The 24,696-nt window shown below is 71.6% G+C and carries 28 protein-coding genes; 12 read left to right on the top strand and 16 right to left on the bottom strand.

The features are described from left to right. Positions 1-315 precede the first annotated feature (315 nt). Positions 316-1,281 (bottom strand): diacylglycerol kinase family protein, encoded by a 966-nt coding sequence (locus tag OG295_RS11070; RefSeq protein ID WP_371676724.1) that lies wholly within the window; start codon positions 1,279-1,281, stop codon positions 316-318. A gap of 84 nt (positions 1,282-1,365) precedes the next feature. On the opposite strand from OG295_RS11070, the gene OG295_RS11065 reads away from it, so the two are divergent. After that, positions 1,366-1,830: a hypothetical protein gene (locus OG295_RS11065; RefSeq protein WP_371676723.1), complete on the top strand. Its 465-nt coding sequence runs from the start codon at positions 1,366-1,368 to the stop codon at positions 1,828-1,830. A 25-nt stretch (positions 1,831-1,855) separates the two neighbouring features. On the opposite strand, the gene OG295_RS11060 is transcribed toward OG295_RS11065, so the two are convergent. The 3 genes from OG295_RS11060 to OG295_RS11050 all read right to left on the bottom strand — a co-directional run bounded on the left by OG295_RS11060 (position 1,856) and on the right by OG295_RS11050 (position 3,754). Continuing rightward, the gene (locus OG295_RS11060; protein ID WP_371676722.1) at positions 1,856-2,869 is read right to left on the bottom strand and encodes an RNA polymerase sigma factor SigF; all 1,014 of its coding nucleotides are present in this window, start codon (positions 2,867-2,869) and stop codon (positions 1,856-1,858) included. Continuing rightward, positions 2,866-3,279 (bottom strand): anti-sigma regulatory factor, encoded by a 414-nt coding sequence (locus OG295_RS11055; RefSeq protein WP_266842211.1) that lies wholly within the window; start codon positions 3,277-3,279, stop codon positions 2,866-2,868. The genes OG295_RS11060 and OG295_RS11055 overlap by 4 nt, the downstream gene beginning before the upstream one ends. A gap of 214 nt (positions 3,280-3,493) precedes the next feature. After that, on the bottom strand, positions 3,494-3,754 hold the full coding sequence (locus OG295_RS11050; protein WP_371676721.1) for a UBP-type zinc finger domain-containing protein: 261 nt from the start codon (positions 3,752-3,754) through the stop codon (positions 3,494-3,496). A 43-nt stretch (positions 3,755-3,797) separates the two neighbouring features. Between OG295_RS11050 and OG295_RS11045 the strand changes: the two genes are divergently transcribed. Beyond that, complete coding sequence (locus tag OG295_RS11045) at positions 3,798-5,378, top strand: Na+/H+ antiporter (protein WP_371676720.1); 1,581 nt, start codon at positions 3,798-3,800, stop codon at positions 5,376-5,378. 24 nt (positions 5,379-5,402) lie between these two features. On the opposite strand, the gene OG295_RS11040 is transcribed toward OG295_RS11045, so the two are convergent. The 5 genes from OG295_RS11040 to OG295_RS11020 form a co-directional block, all read right to left on the bottom strand. Next, the gene (locus tag OG295_RS11040) at positions 5,403-6,296 is read right to left on the bottom strand and encodes a 1-aminocyclopropane-1-carboxylate deaminase/D-cysteine desulfhydrase (protein WP_371676719.1); all 894 of its coding nucleotides are present in this window, start codon (positions 6,294-6,296) and stop codon (positions 5,403-5,405) included. 15 nt (positions 6,297-6,311) lie between these two features. After that, on the bottom strand, positions 6,312-6,764 hold the full coding sequence (locus OG295_RS11035) for a GNAT family N-acetyltransferase (protein ID WP_371676718.1): 453 nt from the start codon (positions 6,762-6,764) through the stop codon (positions 6,312-6,314). A gap of 46 nt (positions 6,765-6,810) precedes the next feature. Then, positions 6,811-7,401 carry an N-acetylmuramoyl-L-alanine amidase gene (locus OG295_RS11030; RefSeq protein ID WP_371676717.1) on the bottom strand — a complete coding sequence of 197 codons (591 nt, stop codon included), beginning with the start codon at positions 7,399-7,401 and terminating at the stop codon, positions 6,811-6,813. 133 nt (positions 7,402-7,534) lie between these two features. Further along, entirely contained in the window at positions 7,535-8,731 is a 1,197-nt protein-coding gene (locus tag OG295_RS11025; protein WP_371676716.1) for a globin domain-containing protein, read from the bottom strand. A gap of 123 nt (positions 8,732-8,854) precedes the next feature. Continuing rightward, complete coding sequence (locus tag OG295_RS11020) at positions 8,855-9,334, bottom strand: Rrf2 family transcriptional regulator (protein ID WP_371676715.1); 480 nt, start codon at positions 9,332-9,334, stop codon at positions 8,855-8,857. Positions 9,335-9,559: 225 nt separating this feature from the next. On the opposite strand from OG295_RS11020, the gene OG295_RS11015 reads away from it, so the two are divergent. The 4 genes from OG295_RS11015 (at position 9,560) to OG295_RS11000 (ending at position 13,116) form a co-directional block, all read left to right on the top strand. Further along, the gene (locus OG295_RS11015) at positions 9,560-10,966 is read left to right on the top strand and encodes a family 2B encapsulin nanocompartment shell protein (protein ID WP_371676714.1); all 1,407 of its coding nucleotides are present in this window, start codon (positions 9,560-9,562) and stop codon (positions 10,964-10,966) included. After that, positions 10,966-12,039, top strand: a complete 1,074-nt coding sequence (locus OG295_RS11010; RefSeq protein ID WP_371676713.1) for a family 2 encapsulin nanocompartment cargo protein polyprenyl transferase — start codon at positions 10,966-10,968, stop codon at positions 12,037-12,039. The genes OG295_RS11015 and OG295_RS11010 overlap by 1 nt, the downstream gene beginning before the upstream one ends. A 141-nt stretch (positions 12,040-12,180) precedes the next feature. Then, positions 12,181-12,783, top strand: a complete 603-nt coding sequence (locus OG295_RS11005; protein ID WP_371676712.1) for a GNAT family N-acetyltransferase — start codon at positions 12,181-12,183, stop codon at positions 12,781-12,783. Positions 12,784-12,918: 135 nt separating this feature from the next. Then, a complete protein-coding gene (locus OG295_RS11000) occupies positions 12,919-13,116 on the top strand; it encodes a hypothetical protein (RefSeq protein WP_266842224.1) in 198 nt (65 codons plus the stop codon). Here the strand turns inward: OG295_RS11000 and snpA are convergent. Continuing rightward, complete coding sequence (gene snpA, locus OG295_RS10995; protein ID WP_371676711.1) at positions 13,113-13,772, bottom strand: snapalysin; 660 nt, start codon at positions 13,770-13,772, stop codon at positions 13,113-13,115. The two genes, OG295_RS11000 and snpA, sit on opposite strands and share 4 nt — an antisense overlap. A 214-nt stretch (positions 13,773-13,986) precedes the next feature. Between snpA and OG295_RS10990 the strand changes: the two genes are divergently transcribed. Further along, positions 13,987-14,919 (top strand): LysR substrate-binding domain-containing protein, encoded by a 933-nt coding sequence (locus OG295_RS10990; protein ID WP_371676710.1) that lies wholly within the window; start codon positions 13,987-13,989, stop codon positions 14,917-14,919. 31 nt (positions 14,920-14,950) lie between these two features. Here OG295_RS10990 and OG295_RS10985 read toward each other — a convergent pair whose 3' ends face one another. Continuing rightward, positions 14,951-15,076 carry a hypothetical protein gene (locus OG295_RS10985; protein ID WP_371676709.1) on the bottom strand — a complete coding sequence of 42 codons (126 nt, stop codon included), beginning with the start codon at positions 15,074-15,076 and terminating at the stop codon, positions 14,951-14,953. A gap of 260 nt (positions 15,077-15,336) precedes the next feature. Here OG295_RS10985 and OG295_RS10980 point away from each other — a divergent pair, with 260 nt between their 5' ends. Both OG295_RS10980 and OG295_RS10975 read left to right on the top strand, forming a co-directional pair. Beyond that, complete coding sequence (locus OG295_RS10980) at positions 15,337-16,257, top strand: DUF4097 domain-containing protein (protein ID WP_371676708.1); 921 nt, start codon at positions 15,337-15,339, stop codon at positions 16,255-16,257. A gap of 1 nt (position 16,258) precedes the next feature. After that, entirely contained in the window at positions 16,259-17,152 is an 894-nt protein-coding gene (locus OG295_RS10975) for a helix-turn-helix transcriptional regulator (RefSeq protein WP_371676707.1), read from the top strand. Between the two features lie 7 nt (positions 17,153-17,159). Here OG295_RS10975 and OG295_RS10970 read toward each other — a convergent pair whose 3' ends face one another. From OG295_RS10970 to OG295_RS10955, 4 genes are all read right to left on the bottom strand, one after another. Continuing rightward, entirely contained in the window at positions 17,160-17,708 is a 549-nt protein-coding gene (locus OG295_RS10970; protein ID WP_371676706.1) for a Clp protease N-terminal domain-containing protein, read from the bottom strand. Then, positions 17,708-17,917 (bottom strand): helix-turn-helix domain-containing protein, encoded by a 210-nt coding sequence (locus tag OG295_RS10965; protein WP_030225748.1) that lies wholly within the window; start codon positions 17,915-17,917, stop codon positions 17,708-17,710. The genes OG295_RS10970 and OG295_RS10965 overlap by 1 nt, the downstream gene beginning before the upstream one ends. 69 nt (positions 17,918-17,986) lie before the next feature. Beyond that, positions 17,987-18,949: a zinc-binding dehydrogenase gene (locus OG295_RS10960; protein ID WP_356211526.1), complete on the bottom strand. Its 963-nt coding sequence runs from the start codon at positions 18,947-18,949 to the stop codon at positions 17,987-17,989. A 387-nt stretch (positions 18,950-19,336) separates the two neighbouring features. Continuing rightward, positions 19,337-20,539, bottom strand: a complete 1,203-nt coding sequence (locus OG295_RS10955) for an NADP-dependent malic enzyme (RefSeq protein WP_030225738.1) — start codon at positions 20,537-20,539, stop codon at positions 19,337-19,339. Positions 20,540-21,065: 526 nt separating this feature from the next. Here OG295_RS10955 and OG295_RS10950 point away from each other — a divergent pair. From OG295_RS10950 to OG295_RS10940, 3 genes are read left to right on the top strand one after another with little or no spacing between them, the layout of a single operon-like run. Beyond that, positions 21,066-22,016: an ABC transporter substrate-binding protein gene (locus OG295_RS10950; protein ID WP_371676705.1), complete on the top strand. Its 951-nt coding sequence runs from the start codon at positions 21,066-21,068 to the stop codon at positions 22,014-22,016. Positions 22,017-22,046: 30 nt separating this feature from the next. Next, positions 22,047-23,000 carry an amino acid ABC transporter permease gene (locus OG295_RS10945; RefSeq protein WP_371676704.1) on the top strand — a complete coding sequence of 318 codons (954 nt, stop codon included), beginning with the start codon at positions 22,047-22,049 and terminating at the stop codon, positions 22,998-23,000. Positions 23,001-23,011: 11 nt separating this feature from the next. Beyond that, complete coding sequence (locus tag OG295_RS10940; protein WP_030225732.1) at positions 23,012-23,764, top strand: amino acid ABC transporter ATP-binding protein; 753 nt, start codon at positions 23,012-23,014, stop codon at positions 23,762-23,764. 73 nt (positions 23,765-23,837) lie between these two features. Here the strand turns inward: OG295_RS10940 and OG295_RS10935 are convergent, their stop codons facing one another. Beyond that, positions 23,838-24,608, bottom strand: coding sequence for a methyltransferase domain-containing protein (locus OG295_RS10935; RefSeq protein WP_371676703.1), 771 nt, complete (start codon positions 24,606-24,608; stop codon positions 23,838-23,840). Positions 24,609-24,696: the final 88 nt, after the last annotated feature.

Raw genomic sequence — 24,696 nt, 5'->3', positions numbered from 1 at the left:
CTCCATCTCCTTGTATTGCGGGCAGGTTGCTTGTGAATGTGAACGCTTTCACGAATCCCCCCGTGAGGGAAGGGCCGACCCCCAGGTGACTGGTGGGGTCCGAAGATTCGTGGAGGGGTTCTGGCGTTCTGTGTGGGTGCCGGGTTTTGCGGGCTGTCCCGATCGCCATGTAGAGATTCGCAAACCTCGGACGGGGATACAACCCCTTCCGGAAAGTTTTTTTGGATTCGTCGGTGTCTACTAGGTCACAGCCCTAGTTCCTGGGGGTGGACCGGCGTGTAAACGTTCGAGTGGAAGGACTTTTGGCTCTTCCACTCACACAATCACACGCAGTGCACGGCGTACGCCTGTGAACCGAACGCTGGTGCGCAGTCCGAGGTGGTCCCCGTCCATCTGGAACGGGAGGGGAACCTTCGAATGCAAGGTGAAGTCGGTCAGATCGTGCAGAGACACCGCATGCTTGCCGTGCGGGCCGCGCTCAGGAGTCGAGGTCAGGAGCTGCGTGGCGTACCTGGCGACGGCCGGAGTTGACAAACGGTCGAGGGCCAATACGTCAAGCGCAGTATCGAACGACGCCTCCGGAGAGGCGTAAAGCGGACGATTGCCCAGATACGTCCAGGGCGAGGTGTTGCAGACTATCGACAGCACCAGATCCGTCACCGGATCCGCGCCGGGCCGCTCCAGCGTGATCGTCCCGCGCCGGCGGTTCGGCTCCTCCCAGAACTGGCGCATGAGCTGTCGCACGTACAGGGCGTGCGTCGAACGCTTGCCGCGTTCGCGCTGCTGCTCGACCCGCCCCACCACACCCGCGTCGAAGCCGAAGCCCGCGCAGAACGTGAACCAGCGCGCCGGGACCGACTCGTCCTCGGTCCCGGGGGTGCCGGCGGCCAGTCCCAGTCCCACCGTCCGCTCGCGCCGCTCCCGCAGCGCGTCCAGCAGGGCGCCGGTCGCCTCCACCGAATCGTTGGGCAGCCCGAGCGCGCGGGCGAAGACGTTCGTCGAACCGCCGGGTACCACCGCCAGCCGCGGCAGCCGCTCCGGATCGGGGCCCTCGTGCAGCAGTCCGTTGACGACCTCGTTCACGGTGCCGTCGCCGCCCAGCGCCACCACGAGGTCCACACCCTCGTGCGCGGCCTTGCGGCCCAGGTCGCGGGCGTGCCCCCGGTACTCGGTGGTCACCGCCTCCAGCTTCATCTCGCTGGCGAGCGCATGGGTCAGGACGTCGCGCGTGCGCGCACTGGTGGTCGTCGCTGCTGGGTTGGCCACGAGAAGTGCACGCATGAGCGCCAGACTACCCACCCCGTCATATGCGACCCCTACCGACCGTACCGTCAGCGCCCCGCGGGCCGCGGCTACCCTGCTGGGGTGAGCAAAAAGCCGACCTCCCACACCCCCGCCGCCCCCGCCGTCGCCGCCGCCGGAGCGGAGCCCGCCGCCCTGCCCGGCCGGCTGACCGGCGCCGCGGTGCTCACCGCGCTGGAGGGTCTGGCCCTGGCCGGACTCGGCCTCTACATGCTGTACGTCGGCATCGCGGGCCACCCCGATTCCGCGCAGCAGGCCGAGACCGGGGGGATCACCCTGCTCGGGCTGGCCGCCCTGCCGCTGATCGCGGCGCGCGGGCTGCACCTGGGCCGCCGCTGGAGCCGCGGCCCGGCGCTGATCACCCAGCTGATGGCGATGCCGGTGGCCTGGACCCTGTGGAACACGGGCGGCGCGATGCGGATCGCCGCCGTCGCCCTGGCCCTGGCCGCGGTGGCCGTCGTGGTCCTCCTCGTGAACCCGACGGCGACCCGGGCGCTCGGAATCGGGCCCGGAGACCAGGCCCGATAAGTCCCTCCCGAGCGCCGTTCCCCGGCTACTCCTCGACCAGGAGCTTCTCGCGGAGCTGGGCCAGGGTGCGGGCCAGCAGCCGGGAGACGTGCATCTGGGAGATGCCGACCTCCTGCGCGATCTGCGACTGGGTCATGTTGCCGAAGAACCGCAGCAGCAGGATCCGCTTCTCCCGCGGCGGAAGCCCCTCCAGCAGCGGCTTGAGGGACTCGCGGTACTCGACGCCCTCCAGCGCCTCGTCCTCCGAGCCCAGCGTGTCCGCGACCGCCGGCGACTCGTCGTCGGTGTCCGGCACGTCCAGGGAGAGCGTGCTGTAGGCATTGGCCGATTCCAGCCCCTCCAGCACCTCCTCCTCGGAGATGCCCAGCCGCTCCGCCAGTTCGTGCACGGTGGGGGAGCGGCCGTGCTGCTGGGACAGTTCCGCCGTGGCCGTGGTCAGCGAGAGCCGCAGCTCCTGCAGACGCCGGGGCACCCGTACCGCCCAGCCCTTGTCGCGGAAGTGCCGCTTGATCTCGCCGACCACGGTGGGCGTGGCGTACGTCGAGAACTCGACCCCCCGGTCCGGGTCGAACCGGTCCACCGATTTGATCAGGCCGATGGTGGCGACCTGGGTCAGGTCGTCCAGCGGCTCGCCGCGGTTGCGGAACCGCCGCGCCAGGTGCTCCACCAGCGGCAGGTGCATCCGCACCAGCCGGTTGCGCAGCTCCGCCCGCTCCGGTGAGCCCTCGGGCAGCTCGCGCAGCTCGAAGAACAGGGCCCGCGCACCGCTGCGGTCCCGCGGATCCGGCAGCGCGGGGGACGCGCCCGGGGCGGCCGGGGCCGCGGCGGCGGCCGCCGGTGGCCGTGATGGTTGTGGTTCCTCGTTCTGGTTCTCGCTCATAGGGCCCGCCCGTCGCTCCGCCGAGTCCAAAAAGCCGTCTTCCGCATCCGCGTCAGCCGGGTGCGGCCGGGCGTGCTGCTGTTCGGGGATGCCCCCGTCGACCTCGTGCCGTACCCGGGGCCGATCCCCGCCCCGCACCGGGATCTCCCCGCCGCTCACACCGGGCCTGGCCCCGCGCCGCGCTGTTTGTAGAGGCTGATGCTCACTGTCCGGTTCTCCTCGACCGTGGCCTCGACCTTGCCGGCCAGCGCCGACAGGACCGTCCACGCGAACGTGTCGCGCTCCGGTGCGCGCCCGTCGGTGGTCGGCGCCGAGACGGTCACTTCCAGCGAATCGTCGATCAGCCGGAAGACGCAGCTGAGGACGGAGCCGGGCACGGCCTGCTGGAGCAGGATCGCGCAGGCCTCGTCCACGGCGATGCGGAGGTCCTCGATCTCGTCGAGGGTGAAGTCCAAACGTGCCGCGAGACCGGCCGTGGCCGTTCGCAGCACCGACAGGTAGGCACCCGCAGCCGGCAGCCGGACTTCCACGAAGTCCTGGGTCCCGGGCTCGCCTGCGATCTGGGACACCCTCACCTCCAAGGTGGTACGAGCTCTGTTCGCCGGTGACGCTACCGCGATCCGGGCGATCGTGTCGCGGCACCCCTCATGGCGCCCGTTTTGGAACGCCAGGGCCGACCCCGCTCCTGTCCGGTGACTGATGGTAAGCCCACGGGTACGCACAGTGGCTAGGGGTCTGCGGGCCCAAATAAGGGGAACCGGCGGAGGGTTGACCTACCCCGCTTCAGACGATCGAACCGTCGACAAAACACCACCGCCAGCTCTCGCCCGGCTCGAAGCTCCGCATGACGGGATGACCGGTCTCCTTGTGGTGCGCGGTGGCGTGCCGGTACGGGGAGGAATCGCAGCACCCCACGTGCCCGCACGCCAGGCACATCCGCAGCTGCACGGGATGGCTCCCGAGCACCTCACATTCGGGGCAGGTCGGCGCATGCGGGACGGGCTCGGGGCGCGGCAGTTCGGCAACATGGGTGCACTCGCTCATGATGGCCAGCGTACGGGTGGGGCGACGAGTGGGGATGGAACGCATGGAGGTATTGCCGCTGGTGGCGCTGGTGGCGGGGAGCGCCGCCGTCGCGGGACTGGCGCGGAGGACGCCGGTGCCCGCGCCGCTGCTGCTGGTCGCCGTCGGCCTGGTCGCCGCGTACGTTCCGGGACTGCCCGCGTACACGCTCGATCCGCACATCGTGCTGCCGCTGCTGCTCCCGCCGCTCCTGCACACGGCCGCGGTGGACAGCTCGTACCTGGACCTGAGGGCCAACGCGCGGCCGATCGCGCTGCTGTCGGTGGGGTACGTGCTCTTCGCGACGCTCGCGGTCGGCTGGGTGACGTACATGGTGGTGCCGGGGCTGACGCCACCGGTGGCGCTGGTGCTGGGCGCGGTGATCGCACCGCCGGACGCGGTCGCGGCGACGGCGATCGCCCGCAGGCTCGGGCTGCCGAACCGGATCACGACCATCCTGCAGGGTGAGTCCCTGGTCAACGACGCCACCGCCATCACCGCCTACAAGGTGGCGCTGGCGGCGGCGGTCGGGGTCGGCGCGGGCTGGGCCGGAGGGGTCGCGGAGTTCCTGCTGGCGTCGGTGGGCGGGGTCGGCGTCGGCCTGCTGCTGATGGTGCCGATCCACCAGCTGCGCACCCGGCTGAAGGAGCCGCTGCTGCAGAACACCCTGTCGCTGCTGATCCCCTTCGTGGCGTACGCGGCCGCCGAACGGGTGCACGCCTCGGGCGTGCTGGCGGTGGTGGTGGTCGCGCTGTACCTGGGCCACCGCAACTGGCAGGTCGACTTCGCGACCCGGCTCCAGGAGGAGGCGGTGTGGAAGGTCGTCGCCTTCGTGCTGGAGTCGGTGGTCTTCGCGTTGATCGGGCTCCAGCTGCCGGTGGTCCTCAAGGGGCTCGGCGAGTACGAGGGCGCGGCCGCCTTCGGGTACGCGCTGGTGGTGTTCCTGGCGGTGGTGGTCGCGCGCTACCTGTGGGTGTTCCCGGCGACCTTCGTGCCGCGGTGGGTGTCGGAGCGGATCCGGCTGCGCGAGCCGGACACCGACTGGAAGGCGCCGGTGATCGTGGGGTGGGCCGGGATGCGGGGGGTGGTGTCGCTCGCGATCGCCTTCTCGGTGCCGATGGGCGTGCCGCACCGGAACCTGATCCTCTTCCTCACCTTCACGACGGTCATCGGGACCCTGGTGGTGCAGGGGCTGACCCTGCCCCCGCTGATCCGGATGCTGAAGCTGCCGCCGAAGGACCGGCAGGCGGAGACCCTCGCGGAGGCGCAGGCGCAGAGCGAGGCCTCGCGGGCGGCGGAGGAACGGCTGGTGGAGCTGCTGGAGTCCCCGGCGAACAACAGCCTGCCGCCGCCGCTGGTGGACCGGCTGCGGACGGTGCTGGAGCGGCGGCGCAACGCGGTGTGGGAGCGGCTGGGCGAGGTCAACCCGCTCACGGGGGAGTCCGCGGACGACGTCTACCGGCGGCTCGCGCGGGAGATGATCGCGGCCGAGCGGGAGGTGTTCGTGTCCCTGCGGGACGGGCGCCGGATCGACGACGAGATGCTGCGCGGGCTGCTGCGCAGGCTGGACCTGGAGGAGGCGGCGGCCTACCGGGAGGAGACGTGACCCCGCGCCCCGGCGGGGCGCGGGCTACGGACGGCCGGTGACGACGGCGGTGAGCGTGGTGCCGCGGGGGAAGGTGCCCGCACGGGTCAGGGCCGTGAGGGCCCAGAGGAGCTTGGCCACGTAGATCCGCTCCACCGGGAACCCGTGGCGGGACTCGAAGTCGGCGGCGAACTCGTCGAGCGGCGCGGGGACCCGGGCGTAGCCGCCGTGGTCGAAGCCCTCGGCCAGGGTCCAGTCGCCGGCCGGGCCACCGAAGGCCCCGTGCTGGAGGGAACGTATCTCCGGAGCCAGGAAGCCCCCCGCAAGGACGGGCACGCCCAGGGCACGCTGGCCCGGGTCCAGGCCTGCGGCCAGTCCGGCCAGGGTTCCGCCCGTGCCGCAGGCCACCGCCACGACGTCGCAGGCGCCGCGCAGCTCACGGCCCAGTTCGGCGCACCCCCGCAGGGCGAGCGCGTTGCTGCCGCCCTCGGGGACCACGTACGCGCCCGCGGCCCCGGCCGACTCCAGCAGCCGCCCCAGGGTCTCCGGTTCGGCCTTGCGGCGGTAGTCGGAGCGGGTCGTGAAGTGCAGCCGCATGCCGTCCGCCGCGCAGCGGGCGAGGGAGTCGTTCAGCGGCCGCCCGGCGAGCTCGTCCCCGCGGACGACGCCGACGGTCCCCAGCCCGAGCAGCCGGCCGGCCGCGGCGGTGGCCCGCAGGTGGTTGGAGTAGGCCCCGCCGAAGGTGACGAGCCGGTCGTGCCCGGCCTCCAGGGCCGCCCGGAGGTTGGGCGCGAGCTTGCGCCACTTGTTGCCGGGCAGCTCGGGGTGGACGAGGTCGTCCCGCTTGAGGAGGAGCCGGACCCCGTGCGCGGCGAAGCGGTCGTCGGCGGCCTCGACCAGCGGGGACGGCGGGCGGGGGAGCAGCTCGGGGTGGGTCACCCGTCCATTGTCGGGTCAGGACAGGCGGAGGGTGAGGTAGGGGACGGAGTCTCCGGGCATGAGGTAGCGCTCGGTCTCGGTGAAGCCCCGGGCGAGGGCGAAGCGCAGGCCGTCCTGGTTGGACTCCAGGACGATCGTCTCCACGGCGGCCGGGGAGAGGGCTCGGGCCCGCTCCAGGACGTGGGTGTAGAAGGCGGTGCCCAGGCCCCGGCGGCGGTGGGCGGGGAGGATCCGGGCGATCACGGTGGCGGTGCCGTCGTTGTCGGGCGTGGGCGGGCGCAGGGTGGCGCAGCCGACCAGCGTGTCGCCGGTGTAGGCGACGTCCAGGCGGTTGCGCACGGCGCGTTCGCGGACCTCGGCGAGGGTGAGGGCGTCCGGAGGGATGATCAGGTTGTGGACGTCGTGCCAGTGGCGGACGGCCTGTTCGTCGTCGGCCGCCACGGGGACGATGCGGAGATCGGTTGGCATGGGTGCAGGGGATCCCGGCGGCGGCCGGGGGGTCAACCGGTTTTGATCACTTGAGGCGTTCGGCCACGCGGGCGCGCATCGAGTCCATGGTGAACCCCTTGGGGTCGATCTTCCCGGGCTGCCATTCGAGGTGGCCCAGTACGGAGCGGGAACCCCAGCCGTGGACCCGGCAGACGGCGGCCGCCGCGCGGGCGACGGCGTCGAGCTGGACGGCCGGCCAGGGGTCCTCGCCGTCGCCGAGGTTCACGCACTCGAAGCCGTAGAAGTGGCGGTTGCCGTCGGTGTCGGCCTGGCGGTCCGGGGGGAGCCGCCGTTCGGCGATCACGGCCGCCAGGACGTCGGAGTCGCCGGCTCCGGCGTGGTTGGCGCGGCCGTAGCCGACCAGGTGGACGCGGCCGTCCTTGCCGATGACCCCGTGGCAGAGCGGGCCGGGCAGGTCGGAGTCCCCGTCGCGGCAGAGTTCCACGCTGTAGGCGGTGCCCCGGGTGACGGTGTGGTGGATCATCACCCCGTTGACGGGCCCCCAGGGGCCCTTGTGGTTGCGGTTGTGGGTGCGCCAGGCGCCGACCTGGACGACGGTGAGGCCCTCGGCGCGCAGGGCGCCGAGGAACCGGTCCGCGGACATGGGTACGGACATGGCCGCCTCCTTGTGTGGCGGTGCGCGACGGACACCGTGTGTGTTCGTCTCATCACGTACCGGTGTAGTGGAGGCGGCTGTTCCGCCGCTAGGGCATTCGTACGGTGTGCGATCCGATCCGGACAGGCGGGCGTCAGGCCGAGGCGAGCCAGAGGTCCGGGCCGAAGACCTCGTAGTGGATGTCCGAGGCGGGGACCCCCTTCGCGATCAGCTGCGCGCGCACCGACCGCATGAAGGGGAGCGGACCGCACAGGTACGCCTGGGTGCCGGGGGCGACCGGTACGGACTCCAGGTCCACCAGCCCGGTGGAGTCGCCCGGTTCGGCGTCGGCCTCGTACCAGAAGCGGGCCGAGGCGTCGGGGAGCTTGTGGGTCAGGGAGCGGTGGTCGGCGCGGAGCGCGTGGTCGGCCGGGGAGCGGTCGGCGTGCAGGACGGTGACGGGGGCGGCGTGCCCGGTGTCGGCGAGGTGTTCCAGCATCGACAGCATCGGGGTGCAGCCGATGCCGGCCGAGGCCAGCAGCACCGGTGCGGCGGAGTCCCGCAGGACCAGGTCGCCGTACGGGGCCGAGACGCGCAGGGTGTCGCCGGTGCGGACCCGGGAGTGCAGGTGGTTCGAGACCTCGCCGTCGGGGCCGCCGGCGGCCGGGCCGTGGACGCGCTTGACGGTGATCGAGCGGACCGGGGAGCCGGGGGCGCCGGAGAGGCTGTACTGGCGGATCTGGTGGGCGCCGTCGGGGAGTTCGACCTGGACGGAGACGTACTGGCCGGGCCGGAAGGAGGGGGCGGGCGCGCCGTCGGCGGGGGCGAGGCGGAAGGTGGTGCAGTCCGCCGTCTCCTCGACCCGGCCGGCCACGGTCCACTCCCGCCAGACGTCGCCGGCGGTGACCTGCTGCTCGGCGTGGAGGCGTTCCTCGATGGCGATGAGGGCGTTCGCCATCAGCCAGTAGACCTCGTCCCAGGCCTCGGCGACCTCGGGGGTGACGGCGTCGCCGAGGACCTCGGCGATGGCCTCGAAGAGGTGCCGGTGGACGACGGGGTACTGCTCGCGGGTGACGCCGAGGGAGGCGTGCTTGTGCGCGATGCGGTTCAGCATCACGTCGGGGCGGGTGTCCGGGTGCGCCAGGAGGTGGGTCGCGAACGCCGCGACGGAACCGGCGAGGGCCTGCTTCTGGAGTCCGGCGTTCTGGTTGCCGCGGTTGAACAGGTCCCGGATCAGGGCCGGGTGGGCGGCGAACAGCTTCTCGTAGAACAGCTCCGCTATCTCGCCGATGGCGGCTCCGACGGCGGGCAGGGTGGCGCGTACGGTCGCGGTCGACTTCTCGGACAGCATGCGGAGCTCCTCGTGAATTGGTATTTCAGATTCATATTCAAGCCCAGCGAAGGGCGCTCCCGCGATGCGGACGTTCGTTCGGGAGGCCCCTCGGGTCCAGGCTAGGCGGGGGTTGCGGCGCAGCTAATCGGCCACTCGGCCCTCGGCGGCGGGACCTTCGTCCCGGCTCCGGCCGCCGCCGGAGATCCCCAGCAGCAGCGGCCCCGTCGGGGCCGCCACCAGTGCGTCCACCGTGAGCGGGTCCAGGGTGGCGAAGAAGGCCTCCTGGGCCCGGCGCAGCGCGCCGCGCAGGACGCACGCCCCGCGCAACGGGCACGGAACCGTGCCGTCGCAGTCCACGACGTCACCCTCCCCCTCCAGGTCCCGCACCAGGCCGCCGACCGACGCGGTGCGTCCGGCGGGGGTGAGCGCGAGCCCGCCGCCGCGGCCGCGCCGCGCCTCGACCAGCCCGAGGTGCTGCAGGCGGGCGACCACCTTGGCCGTGTGGGTGTACGGGACCTCCATGGTCGCCGCCACCTCCCGGGTGGTGGGGAGTTCCCCGTTCTCGACGGCCAGGCGCATCAGGACGCGCAGCGCCAGGTCGGTGAATCGCGTCAGCCGCATGACCCCAGGTTAGAAAACTTGCATCGCAGATACAACTTATGGAGCGGGGCGCGAGAAGTGGCCGGAACCGGTGGGGTGCGGAGGGGGTCCTGTGAAGACGTTCAACCCGGGAGGATGCCCAGACCCACACGGAGTAGTCCCACCCTTTTGTGTAATGGTCTCACCACGTTGCGTGCTGGAAGTGTTCCGTCCCGCAGATCCATGGAGTGATCGAAAGGGAAAGACATGTCGGTCCAGGCGGGTTCCGAAACCGAACCCCAGACACCGCAGCGCAGTCTCGGCACCTCGGCCGCGCGGAACTTGGCCACCACGACCAAGTCCGCGCCGCAGATGCAGGAGATCACCTCGCGGTGGCTCCTGAAGATGCTCCCGTGGGTCTCGGTGCAGGGCGGCGCCTACCGCGTCAACCGCCGCCTGAGCTACTCCGTCGGCAACGGCATCGTGGAGTTCATCAAGACCGGCACCCAGGTCCAGGTCATCCCCGCCGAGCTCGGCGAACTCCCGCTGCTGCGCGACTACGACGACGAAGAGGTCCTCACCGAACTCGCCGCCCGCTGCCGCCAGGTCGACTTCGAAGCCGGTCAGGAGCTCACCTCCTTCGGCAGCCCCTCCGACCGGGTCTTCCTGCTCGCCCACGGCCGCATCGACCAGATCGGCCCCGGCCCCTACGGCGAGGACGCGGTCCTGCGTACCGTCGCCGACGGCGCCTACTTCGGCGAGGGGGCCCTCACGGACGAGGAGGCGATCTGGGAGTACACCGCCCGCGCCGCCACCTCCGGCACCGCCCTCGTCCTCTCCCGCCAGGACTTCCAGCTCCTCGCCGACCGGGTCGACTCGCTGCGCGCGCACGTGGACCGGGCGCGGTCCGCGCCCGCCCAGCGCACCAACACGTACGGCGAGGCCGCGATCGACCTCTCCGCGGGCCACCGCGGCGAAGCCGTCCTGCCCGGCACCTTCGTCGACTACGAGGCCCGCCCGCGCGAGTACGAACTCTCCATTGCACAAACGGTCCTGCGCGTCCACACCCGCGTCGCCGACCTGTACAACCAGCCGATGAACCAGACCGAGCAGCAGTTGCGGCTCACGGTCGAGGCGCTGCGCGAGCGCCAGGAGCACGAGATGCTCAACAACCGCGACTTCGGCCTGCTCCACAACGCCGACTACGACCAGCGCATCCAGCCCCACGAGGGCGCGCCCACCCCCGACGACTTCGACGCCCTCCTCGCGATGCGGCGCGGCTCCAAGATGTTCCTCGCGCACCCCAAGGCCATCGCCGCCTTCGGCCGCGAGTGCAACAAGCGCGGCCTCTACCCGGAATCGGTGGACGTCGGCGGCCACCGGGTGCCGGCCTGGCGCGGGGTACCGATCTTCCCGTCCAACAAGATCCCGGTCAGTGACGCCCGTACGACGTCCATCCTGTGCATGCGCACGGGCGAGGACGAGCAGGGCGTGATCGGCCTGCACCAGCCCGGGATCCCGGACGAGATCGAGCCCAGCCTGTCGGTGCGCTTCATGGGCATCAGCGAGCAGGCGATCATCTCCTACCTGGTCACCGCCTACTTCTCCGCAGCCGTGCTGGTGCCGGACGCGCTCGGCGTGCTGGAGAACGTCGAGATCGGCCGCTGGCGCTGATGACCGCGAACGCCCTCGCCGCGGGCGAGGGGCAGGAGGCGGCGGCCCTGCTGGAGCGCACGAGAGAAACGGTCAACCCGGAACTGCGCAGGACCGTCGAGAGCCTGCCCGGGTCCATGCGGCGGGTGGCGATGTACCACTTCGGCTGGGAGGACGAGGAGGGCCGCCCGGCGGACGGCGGTGCGGGCAAGGCCATCCGGCCCGCGCTCGTCCTCGCCTCCGCGCAGGCCCTGGGCGGCCCGCTCGCCGCAGGGCCCGGTGAGCCCGGTGATCCCGCCGGGCGGGGGGTCGTACGGGCGGCGGTGGCCGTGGAGCTGGCGCACAACTTCACGCTGCTGCACGACGACGTCATCGACAAGGACGTCCGCCGGCGCGGGCGTCCCACGGCCTGGACCGTCTTCGGTATACCGGACGCGATCATCACGGGCGACGCCGTGATGGCGCTCGCGCTGCGGCTGTTCGCCGAGGATCCGCACCCGGCCGCGGCGGCCGCCTCCGCCCGGCTCGCGGCCTGCGTCATCGAGCTGTGCGCCGGACAGCAGGCGGACTGCGCCTTCGAACGCCGCCCGGACGTCGCGCTCGACGAGTGCCTGACCATGGCGACGGCGAAGACCGGGGCCCTGCTGGGCTGCGCGTGCGCCCTGGGCGCGCTCTACGCGGGGGCCGGGCCGGAGGAGGTCGAGGCGATGGACGCCTTCGGCCGGGAGGCCGGGCTGGCCTTCCAGCTGATCGACGACCTGATCGGCATCTGGGGGGATCCGGGGCACACCGGGAAGCCCGCCGGGGCCGATCTGCTCGCCCGCAAGAAGTCCCTCCCGGTCGTGGCCGCCCTCACCTCGGGCACCCGGGCCGGGGCGGAGCTGGCCGATCTGTACGCGGGCCCGATGGCCGGGGACGACGTGCGCGCCGCGGCCCGCGCGGTGGAGCGGGCCGGCGGGCGGGACTGGGCGCAGGCCCATGCCGCCGACCGGATGGGCCGGGCGGTGCAGGAACTGTCCCGGGCCGTCCCGGACCTCGCGGCGGCGGGCGGGCTGCTGGCGCTGGCGGAGTTCGTGACGCGCCGTACGAGGTGACCGCGGGGGGAGGGGGGTACGGGGAAGGCGCGTTCCGGCACCGGGAAGGCGCCGGAACGCGCCTTCCCGCGCAGGTGGCCCAACTCTAGGATCACTCAGTGTTGTTGAGACCTGAGTGGACCTGAGTGGAGGGTGTGACCTGTGGTGCTGGAGATACGCCAGGCGGACCAGTCGGACCGGGACGCGGTGGCGCGGCTGCTGGACGAGGCCTTCCGCAGCGACCCGGTGAGCTGCTGGGTCTTCCCCGATCCGGAGCACCGGGCCGCCGTGCACGGCCGCTTCCTCGGCGTCTTCGTGGACGTGGCGCTCGCGGAGGGCCGGATCGACTACGCGGCGGACGGCTCGGCGGCGGCGCTGTGGCTGCGGGTCCCTGCGGACGACCCGGAGGCGGAGCCCGTCGAGGACGAGGTCCCGGCGAAGATGCGGGCGGTCGCCGATCCCGGCAACGAGCGCTGCGAGCTGGTGGGCCGGCTCACGGGCGCGGTGCACCCCACGACGGAGGAGCACGAGTACCTGCTGATGATCGCGGTGGCGCCGGGGCGGCAGGGCGAGGGGCTGGGCACGGAGCTGATCAGGCCGGTCCTGGAGCGCTGCGACCGTGAGGGCGTCCCCGCGTACCTGGAGGCGAGCAGCGAGCGCAGCCGTGCGCTCTACGAGCGGCTCGGCTGGGAGTTCACGGGCGAGGCGGTGCGGCTGCCGGACGGGCCGCCGATGTGGCCGATGTGGCGCAAACCGCTGGGCTGAGGCGGGGACCCCGAGACGATCGCCTCCGCCGGCCGGGCCCGGCCGCACCGTCCTCGGCGGCGGCCGGATCATCACCTCGTACGACGTCAAGCGCTGAAGCGCGCCGCCCGCGCGGAACCGGCCTACCGTGGAGGTATGGCCGGTGAACAGCAACAGCGGGTGCGCGGGACGGTGGCCCCGCGGGCCGGGCACGAGCAGCTGACGTGCCAGGCCTGCGGGCGCGCCGTCGACACCCTGCTGAGACGACGCAAGTCCCTCGGTATCTTCGTGCCGGAGTGGAGCCCGGGTCCCTGCCGGAACCCGGACTGCACGCGGTACGCCGCCGGCGGCTAGCCCTTGGTGTCCATGCCCGAGGCGACCAGGCCGTTGGCCCACAGCTGGTTCACGCGCGAGCGCTCGGCGCTGTTCGGGTTGGGGTTCGTGCACGAGGTGCCCGGACCGCCGCCCGACATCAGTTCGCTGCACGGCCCCGAGTAGTGGTCCGGCAGGCCCAGCACGTGACCGGTCTCGTGCGCCGTCACGCGGGTGGAGTTGTACTGCTGGTTCTGGGCGTAGTCGAGGAAGATGTAACCCCGTCCGTGCCCGTCGGTGCTCGCGTACGAACCGCGGGAGTCGTTGCCCTCGTAGTACGAGAAGTTCCCGCCGGAGGACACCTCCTGGAGCTTCACGTTGGACACCGAGCTGTTCCATATCTGGGTGGAACGGGCGATCACGCTGCGGAAGCTCGGCGCGTTGCGGGTGTTGTAGGTGACGGTGACGGCCATCAGGCCGGGGTTGGCGGCGCGCTGCTCGGCGACCGAGCGCTTCACGGCCTCGAAGAAGGCGCTGTTGGCGGCCTGGTTCTCCTCGGAACGCTCGTACGCGGCGTAGCTGGCCGGGTTGCCGGCCGGGGCGTTCGCCGCCGTGGCCGTGGGGACCACGCCGCCGAGGGCCGCGGCGATGCCGAGGCCGATGGTCGCGGACAGCGTGATCCTGCGGGAGTGGCGCATGTGGGGGGCTCCTACTCAGCCGGTGCGGTGGGGGGTGGATGGGTCGTCCGGTACCGGAGTCTGCGGGAGCCGAAGGGGCTCGGGGATGATGTCAGCACCCGATAGCGCCGGCCTATCGGGAAGATTTCGACAGGGCAACTGGCGTGAGAATGGCGGGATTCGGGGGGCTATAGGTGGCTGGTGCGGTCCGTCGGCCGCCCCCTACCCTCGGGACATGGAGCTTGAGGTCAGGCACCTGAGGGCGCTGTGCGCCATCGCCGACGCCGGCAGCCTGCACAAGGCGGCGCGGCAGCTCGGCGTGAGCCAGCCCTCGCTGACGACCCAGCTGCGCCGGATCGAACGGGCCCTGGACGGCGAGCTGTTCCTGCGGGAGCGCACCGGCTGCCGGCCGACGCCGTTCGGGCGCACGGTGCTCGGCCGGGCCCGGCCCCTGCTCGCGGAGATGGCCGCGCTGGTCGCCGAGGCCCGCGCGGCGGCGCACGGACCCCGGCTGAGGCTCGGCTCGACCGCGAGCCGCGCCCTGCCGGGGTGGCTGCGGCGGCTGCACCGGCGCGCGCCCGACACGGAGACCTCGCTGGTCGTCGACGTCTCGGCCAACGCGCTGCTGCGGATGGTGGCCGCCGGGCAGCTGGACGTGGCCTTCGTCCACGAGGTCGAGGGCTGCCCCCTGCGGGTGCCGGAGGGGCTCCAGCTGCACGTGCTGATGGAGCGCGAGCCGCAGTTCGTGTCCATGGCGCGGGACCACCCCGCCGCGCGGTCGTCGGTGGTGGAGTTACAGGACCTGGCCCGCGACCGCTGGACCGTCGACCCTTCCGTCGACGGCGAATGGGACGGACTGCGCCGGGTCTTCGCCGGGGCGGGCCTCGATCCGCCCGTGCTGCACGCCGACTACCACACCGCCACCTCGCTGATCGTCTCCGGCGAGGCGGTCGCGCCCTGCCAGCCGACGTCGGGGCCCCGGGACGACATGGCCATCCGGCCCCTGTCGGGGGACCCGCTCGCGGTCCGCCTGCTCCTCGCCACGCGGCCGGGGGCGCACGCGGAGGTCTACGAGGACCTCCGCGCGGCCTATCGCGAGGCGGCGTTGCGCACGCCGCCGTACCGGGCCTGGCTGCGCCACCACGCGAGCCCCCTCCTGGCGGCCTGAACCCCCGGCCCCGCCCCGGCCGGGCGGGGTCTCAGCCGGTGCCGCCCGCGGCGTTGCGGGTGACCTCGACGTGGGCCGCCCTCAGGGTGCCGGCGGTGATCCCGGGCAGCCCGTTGCGGGGTTCCCCGCGTCCGGCTCCGTCAGCCGGTACGCGCACCCGGGAGCCGGCCGGAGCGCGTCCGCACCCGCCGACGCGCCGGCCGCCCGGATGGCGGCGGAGAGCCCCGCGACCGGGCACGGCACGCTGACGGCGTGGTCGCCCCCGTGCGCGTACGGCGCCGGCAGCGCCGCAGCCGCGCCGGTCACCGGCCCGGCCGGGATGTCGCGCAGGTGCTTGACTTCACCCTGCCGCGATATATCGTGTTCTACAGAAGACGCGATATGTTGCGTGCGTAGCCCACGAGGAGGAGCAGCACCATGGCAGAGCAGATGACGTGGTCCGTCGCCGCACCGCAGAAGCTCACCTTCGAGCAGCCGGTGACCGACCTGCGCGTCCGTGTGGTCGGCGGCACGGTCAACGTGGTGGCCGCCGCCGACGCGGGGCCGGCGCGCCTGGAGGTCGCCGAGGTCGACGGGCCGCCCCTGCACGTGGTCCAGGAGGACGGCACCCTCACCCTGTCCTACGAGGACCTCCCCTGGAACGGCTCCCAGGGCTTCAAGAAGTGGTTCGAGGGCAAGCCGTGGAAGGCCTGGAAGGGCGCCTCCGAGGACGGCCGCAAGGCCTGGGAGCGCAGTGTGACCGTGACGCTGACCCTGCCGGCCGGCACCCACGTGCAGCTGGCCACCGTCAGCGCCACCGTCTTCGTCTCCGGCATCGCGGGCGGCACCGAGGTCAACGGGGTCTCCGGCGACGCGACCCTCGTCGGGCTGTCCGGCCGGGTCAAGGCGCACACCGTCTCCGGCAGCGTCGAGGCCCAGTCCCTGACCGGCGAGCTCGGCTTCCACTCCGTCTCCGGCGGCCTGACGGTGGTCGACGGCTTCGGCGGCAACGTACGGGCCGACTCGGTCAGCGGCGACATGCTCATCGACCTCGCGCCCGACCCGGCCGCCCCCAAGCCGGTGGACATCTTCCTCAACTCCGTCTCCGGCGAGGTGGCGATCCGCCTGCCGCACCCCGCCGACGCCAAGGTCGAGGCCAACACCGCCACCGGCGGGGTCTCCAATGCCTTCGAGGACCTGCGGGTCTCCGGGCAGCTCGGCGCCAAGCGGATCACCGGCACGCTCGGCACGGGTGCCGGCACCCTGCGGGCGACGACCGTCTCCGGGGCCATCGCCCTGCTGCGCCGCCCGCAGGCCGACGCGGACACCCCCCTCCAGCTCGACAAGAAGGTGCTCTGAGATGCCGCCCGTCTTCGCCCACGGCCGACTCCGCCTCTACCTGCTCAAGCTCCTGGACGAGGCGCCCCGCCACGGGTACGAGGTGATCCGCCTGCTGGAGGAGCGCTTCCAGGGCCTGTACGCCCCCTCCGCGGGCACCGTCTACCCGCGGCTGGCGAAGCTGGAGGCGGAGGGACTCGTCACGTACGCGACCGAAGGCGGGCGCAAGGTGTACTCCATCACCGAGGCGGGCCGGGCCGAACTGGCCGACCGCGGCGGTGAACTGGCCGACCTGGAGCTGGAGATCCGCGACTCCGTCTCCGAGCTGGCCGCCGAGATCCGCGACGACGTCCGGGGCGCCGCCGGCGACCTGCGGCGCGAGATGCGGGCCGCCGCCTCCGCCACGGCCACCCAGGTCGACGACGAGTCCTGGAAGGCCGCCAAGGAGGAGCTCCGCAAGGCGAGGCAGGAGTGGAAGGAACAGGCCCGCCGGGCGAAGGACGAGAGCCGCCGGGCCCGTGAGGAGGCCCAGCAGGCCCGCCGCCAGGCCAAGGAGGCCCAGGAGCGGGCCCGCGAGGAGGTCCAGCGGATCGCCGCCCAGCTCCAGGAGCAGTTCGCCAAGCCCGGCGGGGTCTTCGGGAGCCTCGCCGGAGCCTGGCTCGGCACGGGATCCGCGGGCACCGCCCCCACCGGGTCGACCGGTGCCCCGGGACCCTCGGGTGCCGGGTGGGCCGAGGACCTCGCGCCCACCGCCGACCCGGCACGGGACCTGGACCGGCTGCTGGACCGCTTCCGCGACGACGTCCGCGACGCGGCGCGCGACCACGGCGTGACCCCCGCCCAGCTGGCCGAGGCCCGGGCCCACCTGGCCGCGGCCGCCGCCCGGATCGAGGCCGGGCTGCGGCCGGGCGCGTAGGGGAGGGTCAGGCCGCCAGGCCCGTCTCGGCCGCGGCGTAGGTGACCCCGTGGTCCGCGAGGACCTCGCAGACCGTACCCGGCCGGGACAGCAGGGCCAGCAGCAGGTGCAGGGTGCCGATGTGGTCGTCGTGCCGGCCCAGGGCGATGCGCAGGGACTGCTCCAGCACCTTCTTCGCGTCCGCGGCGAAGGGGACGCGGTCGCCCGCTTCCGGGCGGCGGCGGAGCGATGGGAGGACGCGGCGCCGGCGCGGGGGCGGGGTCGCGAGGGCGCCCGCGCCGTGGGTCTCCTCGATGCGGGCGACGATCTCGCCGAGGTCGATGCCGAGCCCTGCGAGGGCCTGCTCGTCGGCCTTGGACATCCCGCCCCGCCGCCGGGACTCGGCGAGCCGGGCCCGTACGGACTCCCGGTCCACGCCGAGCGGGTCCAGGGCGCCGAGGCCCATCAGGGAGAGCAGCAGGTGCTCCTCGGTGACCGCTGCGGCGCCGGACCGCCGGGCCTCGTCCAGCGCGCCCTTCACGGTGGCGCGGGCGTCCCGGGTGAAGCGTTCGAACATCACAGCCTCCCGTACTTCTTGTGTACGGCCTGCCGGCTGACGCCCAGCTCGGCCGCGATCTCCTGCCAGGACCAGCCCTGCGCGCGGGCACTGCGCACCTGTACGGCCTCCAGCTGCTCCAGCAGCCTGCGGAGGGCGGCCACGGCGTGCAGGCCCACGCGGGGGTCTTGGTCTCCGGCCCGTTCTGCGAGGTCGGTGGCTTCCGTCATGCATGTCAATCTAGGTTGACAGGGGAGGGCTGTCAACCCAGATTGACAAACGGATGCCGTCGGGCGTGCTCAGGTGGTGAGGACGATCTTGCCGAAGAGGTCGCCCGCCTCCAGCTTCTCGAAGCCCTCGCGCGCCCGGTCCAGCGGCAGCACCTCGTCGATGACGGGCCGCACGCCGGTGGCGGCGCAGAAGGACAGCAGGTCCTCCAGCTCGTCCTTCGAGCCCATGGTGGAGCCGACCACCTTGAGCTCCAGGAAGAAGATCCGGGTCAGCTCGGCGTGCGCCGGCCGGTCGCCGCTGGTGGCGCCCGAGATGACCAGGGTCCCGCCCGGCCGCAGGGACTTGACCGAGTGCGACCAGGTGGCGGCCCCCACCGTCTCGATGACCGCGTCCACCCGCTGCGGCAGCCGGGCGCCGGGCTCGAACGCCTCCAGGGCGCCCAGCTCCACCGCCCGCTTGCGCTTGGCCTCGTCGCGACTGGTGGCGAAGACCCGCAGGCCGGCCGCGCGGCCCAGGACGATCGCGGCGGTGGCGACCCCTCCGCCCGCGCCCTGGACGAGGACGGAGTCGCCGGGGCGCACCCCGGCGTTGGTGAAGAGCATCCGGTAGGCCGTCAGCCAGGCCGTCGGCATGCAGGCGGCCTCCGCGAAGGAGAGCTCGGCGGGCTTGCGCAGCACGTTCCAGGCGGGCACGGTGACCTGCTCGGCGAAGGTCCCCTGGTACCGCTCGGTCAGGATCGAGCGCGGCTCGTCGGGGCCGACGCCGTGGCCGCTCTGGCCGATCACGGAGTGCAGGACGACCTCGTTGCCGTCCTGGTCGGTTCCGGCGGCGTCGCAGCCGAGGATCATCGGCAGTTTGTCCTGGTCCAGGCCGACTCCGCGCAGCGACCACAGGTCGTGGTGGTTGAGGGAGGCGGCGCGGACGTTCACGGTCACCCAGCCGGGACGGGCCTCGGGTGCCGGGCGGTCACCCAGCACAAGGCCGTTCAGCGGCTGGTCTCGGTCGATTCGGGCGGCATAGGCAGCGAACATGCGGCCAGAGGCTACCGGTCGGTAGACCCGTCTGGCCAGGGGTCGAAGCGTGTCGCCACGCCGGAGCGGAAGACGTGTCCCCTCCGTCAAGTTCCCTCCGTACCAGGCGGTTTGTCCGCTGGATAGGACTAAACGGAACGTCGGGAGGCGGTCTGGATCGAGGTAGGATTCAAGCCATGCGGCGCGCTCGTCATGAGCCTGTCATTCTCGTCGCCTTCTCACTTTGCGTCCCCGCGTTCTCTCGCGCGCCCGGCAAGGAAAAGACGGAACGACCCCTCCCGGTTCGGGGGCCGGGAGGGTGCGTTCTGCGAGGGAACGACGCGCACGCGAAGAGGCCCGGCCGGATCATCCCGGCCGGGCCTCTTCGCGTAGGGCTCAACGTGGCGTTCAGGCCAGGCGGGCCACTCCGTCGGCCTTCGCCGCCGCGGCGACCGCGGCCGTGACGGCCTCGGCGACGCGCTCGTCGAACGGCGAGGGGATCACGTAGTCGGCGGCGAGCTCGTCACCCACGACACCGGCGATGGCGTCCGCGGCGGCGATCTTCATGCCCTCGGTGATCCGGGTCGCGCGCACCTTCAGGGCGCCCGCGAAGATGCCGGGGAAGGCCAGCACGTTGTTGATCTGGTTCGGGAAGTCCGAACGGCCCGTGGCCACGACCGCCGCGTACTTGTGCGCGACGTCGGGGTGGACCTCCGGGTTCGGGTTGGCCATGGCGAAGACGAAGGAGTTCTTCGCCATCGTGGCCACGGCCTCCTCGCCGACCGTGCCGCCGGAGACGCCGATGAAGACGTCCGCGCCCGCGAGGGCCTCCTCCAGCGTGCCGTTCAGACCCGTCTTGTTGGTCAGGCCCGCGATCTCCGCCTTGACGTCCGTCAGGTCGGAGCGGTCCGCCGAGACGACGCCCTTGCGGTCGGCGACGCAGACGTCGCCGATGCCCGCGTCCACGAGGATCTTGGCGATGGCGATGCCCGCCGCGCCGGCGCCCGCGATCACGGCGCGCAGGTCGCCGAGGGTGCGACCGGTGAGCTTCGCCGCGTTGCGCAGGGCGGCCAGCGTCACGATCGCCGTGCCGTGCTGGTCGTCGTGGAAGATCGGGATGTCCAGCGCCTCCTGGAGGCGGCGCTCGATCTCGAAGCAGCGGGGCGCGGAGATGTCCTCCAGGTTGACCCCGCCGAAGGACGGCGCGAGGCGGATGACCGTCTCGATGATCTCGTCCGTGTCCTTGGTGGCGAGCGCGATCGGAACCGCGTCCACTCCACCGAACTGCTTGAACAGAATCGCCTTGCCCTCCATCACGGGGAGGGAGGCCTCGGGACCGATGTCACCGAGTCCGAGCACGGCCGTACCGTCGGTGACGACGGCGACCACGTTCGACTTCCAGGTGTACTCGTTCACGAGCTCGGGCTGTTCGGCGATGGCGGTGCACACCTTCGCCACGCCGGGGGTGTACGCCAGGGACAGGTCGTCCTTGTCGTTCACCGGCACCGTGGCCTGGATGGCCATCTTGCCGCCCCGGTGCAGCGCGAACACCGCATCGGGGTTGTTGTCCGTCGCACTGTCACTGCGAGGGTTGACGATCTCCGCTGCCACTTCGTGTGACCCCTTAAGTCCTTTGAATCGTTGAGGGTGGCCACTCCTGGTTAAGGGGTGGGCGGGCACCGCGTCCGTACTCCGCGTCGGCGGTTGGCCCGCCTCCGCGAAGGGGAGGTTCGTACGCGCGGGCGCGCCGCACGCGCGCCCTGAGCCCCGGATGAGGGGTGTAAGGATCTGTTCTACCCGAAGAACGTGTGCCCAGACGAGTCGATTCCCGCTCAACTGTAGGTCGCTTGTCCTGTTTTTGGCTAAAAGTCCAAACCTCTCTGTCCAATGGGTGAGACGCGCCGCAAATAGTGAGGGCAAAAGGGCTGGTCACGGCGATTTGTGCGGCTCCGAGGGGCCTTGCCCGCAGTCCTGTTGGGTAGTCGGGCGCGCCCGTTATCTGATTTTGACCTGATGGGCAGCCTGAATGCGTCAGTCCGAATGGCAAGATGCCGTAATCACACAAGGTCGCGACACTCGATGGTGCGTGTGCGACCTCTTCCGGATGCTTTTCCACCCCTGTCGGAGGAACCAGCTCATGACCGCAAGCACCACCCGTCGTACGACCGCCGCCCGGTCCCGGATCGCCGCGGTCGGCGCGATCGCGGTCGCCGGCGCCCTGATTCTCACCGGCTGTGGCGACCAGACGGACAAGGGCTCCTCGACCGCCTCGGGCAAGGCCGACAACAGCGCCCCGCTGTTCTCGAAGCTCCCGAAGAAGATCCAGGACGCCGGTGTCATCAAGGTCGGCTCCGACACGGCCTACGCGCCGATGGAGTTCGTCGACGGCGGCAAGATCGTCGGTGTCGACCCCGACATCGCCGACGCGCTCGGCAAGCAGCTCGGTGTGAAGTTCCAGTTCACCTCCGGCACCTTCGACGGTCTGATCACCTCCCTGGAGACCGGCCGCCAGGACGTGGCGATCTCCTCGATCACCGACAACAAGAAGCGCCAGGAAGGCCTGGACGACAAGGGTCAGAAGATCGGTAAGGGTGTCGACTTCGTCGACTACTTCTCCTCCGGCGTCTCGCTGATCCTCAAGAAGGGCAACCCGGACAACATCAAGTCCCTCGACGACCTGTGCGGCAAGACGGTCGCCGTCCAGCGCGGCACGATCTACGAGGACACCTTCAAGGCGCAGGCCGAGAAGTGCGGTGACAAGAAGCTCACCATCGAGGCCTTCGACACCGACGCCGAGGCGCAGACCCGCGTGAAGGCCGGCGGCGCCGTGGCCGACCTGAACGACTACCCGGTCGCCGCGTACATCGCGAAGACCTCGGGCGGCGGCAACGACTTCGAGGTCGGCGGCCAGCAGTCCGACGTCGGCCTCTTCGGCATCGCGGTCTCCAAGGACAACACCCAGCTGCGCGACGCGCTCAAGGAAGCCCTCGACGCCACCATCAAGGACGGCTCCTACGCCAAGGCCCTGGAGAAGTGGAACGTCCAGGGCAGTGCCGTGCAGTCCGCCACGATCAACGCGGGCAAGTAAGTCCGAGCGCTCCACTGAAGGGCAGTCATTGTGACTGACAAGATCGACAAGGGTCCGGCCGAAACACCGCCGGCCGGGCCCGGCGCCTCGGGCACCACCCCCTACGAGGCCATCAAGGCAATCCCCGTACGGCACTACGGCCGCTGGATCAGCGCTGTGGTCGTCGCCGTACTCCTCGGGTGGCTCGTCTACGCCTTCTCCCAGGGCAAGATCATCTGGGCGACGGTCGGCGACAAGCTGTTCGACCCCGCCGTGATCGCGGGCATGGGCAACACCATCATCATCAGCATCTCGTCCATGGCGCTGGGCCTCGTGCTCGGCATCCTGTTCGCGGTGATGCGCCTGTCGAAGAACCCGGTCACGAGCTTCGTGTCCTGGCTCTACATCTGGTTCTTCCGCGGCACCCCGGTCTACGTGCAGCTCCTGGTGTGGTTCAGCCTCCCGCTGATCTTCCAGTACATCAACCTGGGGCCGATCTACAAGAACGAGACCGTCGACGTCATGACGCCGTTCATGGTCGCCCTGCTGGGCCTCGGCCTGAACGAGGGCGCCTACATGGCGGAGATCGTCCGTGCGGGCATCCAGTCCGTCGACGAGGGCCAGAGCGAGGCCTCGCACGCACTCGGCATGACCCAGACGCAGACCATGCGCCGGATCGTGCTCCCGCAGGCGATGCGCGTGATCATCCCGCCGACCGGCAACGAGTTCATCAACATGCTGAAGACCTCCTCCCTGGTCTCGGCGGTGCAGTACACCGAACTCCTGCGGGCCAGCTCCAACATCGGCAGCACCGCCGGCGCGGTCATGGAGATGTTCTTCGTCGCGTCCATCTGGTACCTGGCGCTGACCAGCGTGTTCAGCGTCGGCCAGTATTACCTGGAGCGCCGTTACGCCCGCGGCTCGCTGCGCAGCCTGCCCCCCACCCCGTTCGAGCGGCTCAAGGCCAATCTGAACATGTTCCGCCGTACGGAGGTGGCGAAGTGACCGCCCAGCCGATGGTCAAGGCCGAAGGCGTCCACAAGTCGTACGGCGCCGCACACATCCTGCGGGGCATCGACCTGGAGGTCGCCCCCCGTGAGGTCTTCTGCCTGGTCGGTCCGTCCGGCTCCGGCAAGTCCACCTTCCTGCGGTGCATCAACCACCTGGAGCGCATCAACGCCGGCCGGCTCTCGGTCGACGGCCAGCTGGTCGGGTACAAGCAGAAGGGCGACAAGCTCTACGAGCTGAAGGACAGCGAGGTCGCGGCCCAGCGCCGGGACATCGGCATGGTCTTCCAGCGCTTCAACCTCTTCCCGCACATGACGGCCATCGAGAACGTCATGGAAGCCCCGGTCATGGTCAAGGGCGAGTCCAAGGCGGTGGCCCGCGAGCGGGCGATCAAGCTCCTGGACCGCGTCGGCCTCGGCGACAAGGGCGGGAACTACCCGACCCAGCTCTCCGGCGGTCAGCAGCAGCGCGTGGCGATCGCCCGCGCGCTGGCCATGGAGCCGAAGCTGATGCTCTTCGACGAGCCCACCTCGGCGCTCGACCCGGAGCTGGTCGGCGACGTCCTCGACGTCATGCGGGACCTGGCCGAATCGGGTATGACCATGATCGTGGTGACCCACGAGATGGGCTTCGCCCGCGAGGTCGGCGACAACCTCGTCTTCATGGACGGCGGCGTCGTGGTCGAGTCCGGCCACCCGCGCGAGGTCCTGGGCAACCCGCAGCACGACCGGACGAAGGCGTTCCTGTCCAAGGTGCTGTAACCGCGACACGCGTGAGGGGCGGTACGGATTCCCGTACCGCCCCTTCGTCGTTCCCGGCGCCGGTCCGAAGTCCCTACCTCAGACCTAGGACCAGTGCGTCCGAGGGGGAGCGCCAGACCGTGCGGGCCTCGGCGAAGCCGGCCGCGCGCAGGGTCCGGGCGTGCCAGGCCTCGTCCGGGGTGTCGCCGTCCGCGTGCTCCCCGTAGATCTCGAACCGGGCCGCCGTGGCCTCGGCCAGGGCCGGGTCGGCCGCGGCCAGGGCCCACCATTCGCGCCAGTCCGGGACGCCCAGGGCGCGGGCCCGGTCCATGCCGGCGTGCCGGTGGGCGTGCTCGGCGGCGTCGATGCGCGGGGTGGCGGGGTCGGGCATGTGGTCGGCGTTCATGAACACCCCGCCCGGGCGGACCAGCGGGGCGATCCGCCCGTACAGGACGGCCAGGTCGGCGCTGGGCAGCCAGTGCAGCGCGGTCGCGGTCAGGACCGCGTCGTAGGACTCGTACGGGAGGGCCGCGGGCCAGTCCGGGTCTTTGAGGTCGGCGGTGACGAAGGTGACCCGGTCGTCACCCGCGAAGTGGCCCCGGGCGATCGTCAGCAGCGCGGGGTCGAGATCGAGCCCCGTACTGGAGGCTTCCGGGAACCGCTTGAAGAGCCTGTCCGTGATACTTCCCGTACCGCACGCGAGATCCAGTACCCGGGGGGCGGGGCCGACCAGGGCTTCCACCATGTCCAGCATGACCCGGAACCGTTCCTCGCGGTCGGGCATGTACCACTCCTGCTGGCGGTCCCAGCTGTCCTGCCAGGCCTGCCAGTCCGTGCCGAACGAGCCGGTCGCCGTATCCGTCATCGAGAACCCCTCCGTACGTAATACCCTCGAACCAGTACCAGCCGTTACCGCGGCCGTTGCTGACACTAATCCGCATCCGTAAGGACTA

It is taken from the genome of Streptomyces sp. NBC_01276, assembly GCF_041435355.1.
Lineage (GTDB): Bacteria > Actinomycetota > Actinomycetes > Streptomycetales > Streptomycetaceae > Streptomyces.
Note: the sequence above shows the minus strand (reverse complement) of the source record. Positions and strands in the feature narration are given on the sequence as shown.

What these genes read in the sequence shown, in the direction of transcription:
- OG295_RS11025 (WP_371676716.1), bottom strand. Translation starts at nt 8,731, where the DNA reads ATGCTGTCCGAGAAGTCGACCGCGACCGTACGCGCCACCCTGCCCGCC.
- OG295_RS10990 (WP_371676710.1), top strand. Translation starts at nt 13,987, where the DNA reads ATGGAGCTTGAGGTCAGGCACCTGAGGGCGCTGTGCGCCATCGCCGAC.
- OG295_RS10975 (WP_371676707.1), top strand. Translation starts at nt 16,259, where the DNA reads ATGCCGCCCGTCTTCGCCCACGGCCGACTCCGCCTCTACCTGCTCAAG.
- OG295_RS11000 (WP_266842224.1), top strand. Translation starts at nt 12,919, where the DNA reads ATGGCCGGTGAACAGCAACAGCGGGTGCGCGGGACGGTGGCCCCGCGG.
- OG295_RS10940 (WP_030225732.1), top strand. Translation starts at nt 23,012, where the DNA reads ATGGTCAAGGCCGAAGGCGTCCACAAGTCGTACGGCGCCGCACACATC.
- OG295_RS11015 (WP_371676714.1), top strand. Translation starts at nt 9,560, where the DNA reads ATGTCGGTCCAGGCGGGTTCCGAAACCGAACCCCAGACACCGCAGCGC.
- OG295_RS10965 (WP_030225748.1), bottom strand. Translation starts at nt 17,917, where the DNA reads ATGACGGAAGCCACCGACCTCGCAGAACGGGCCGGAGACCAAGACCCC.
- OG295_RS10970 (WP_371676706.1), bottom strand. Translation starts at nt 17,708, where the DNA reads ATGTTCGAACGCTTCACCCGGGACGCCCGCGCCACCGTGAAGGGCGCG.
- OG295_RS11050 (WP_371676721.1), bottom strand. Translation starts at nt 3,754, where the DNA reads ATGAGCGAGTGCACCCATGTTGCCGAACTGCCGCGCCCCGAGCCCGTC.
- OG295_RS11030 (WP_371676717.1), bottom strand. Translation starts at nt 7,401, where the DNA reads ATGTCCGTACCCATGTCCGCGGACCGGTTCCTCGGCGCCCTGCGCGCC.
- OG295_RS10980 (WP_371676708.1), top strand. Translation starts at nt 15,337, where the DNA reads ATGGCAGAGCAGATGACGTGGTCCGTCGCCGCACCGCAGAAGCTCACC.
- OG295_RS11070 (WP_371676724.1), bottom strand. Translation starts at nt 1,281, where the DNA reads ATGCGTGCACTTCTCGTGGCCAACCCAGCAGCGACGACCACCAGTGCG.
- OG295_RS10960 (WP_356211526.1), bottom strand. Translation starts at nt 18,949, where the DNA reads ATGTTCGCTGCCTATGCCGCCCGAATCGACCGAGACCAGCCGCTGAAC.
- OG295_RS11020 (WP_371676715.1), bottom strand. Translation starts at nt 9,334, where the DNA reads ATGCGGCTGACGCGATTCACCGACCTGGCGCTGCGCGTCCTGATGCGC.
- OG295_RS10950 (WP_371676705.1), top strand. Translation starts at nt 21,066, where the DNA reads ATGACCGCAAGCACCACCCGTCGTACGACCGCCGCCCGGTCCCGGATC.
- OG295_RS11045 (WP_371676720.1), top strand. Translation starts at nt 3,798, where the DNA reads ATGGAGGTATTGCCGCTGGTGGCGCTGGTGGCGGGGAGCGCCGCCGTC.
- OG295_RS11035 (WP_371676718.1), bottom strand. Translation starts at nt 6,764, where the DNA reads ATGCCAACCGATCTCCGCATCGTCCCCGTGGCGGCCGACGACGAACAG.
- snpA (WP_371676711.1), bottom strand. Translation starts at nt 13,772, where the DNA reads ATGCGCCACTCCCGCAGGATCACGCTGTCCGCGACCATCGGCCTCGGC.
- OG295_RS11010 (WP_371676713.1), top strand. Translation starts at nt 10,966, where the DNA reads ATGACCGCGAACGCCCTCGCCGCGGGCGAGGGGCAGGAGGCGGCGGCC.
- OG295_RS10935 (WP_371676703.1), bottom strand. Translation starts at nt 24,608, where the DNA reads ATGACGGATACGGCGACCGGCTCGTTCGGCACGGACTGGCAGGCCTGG.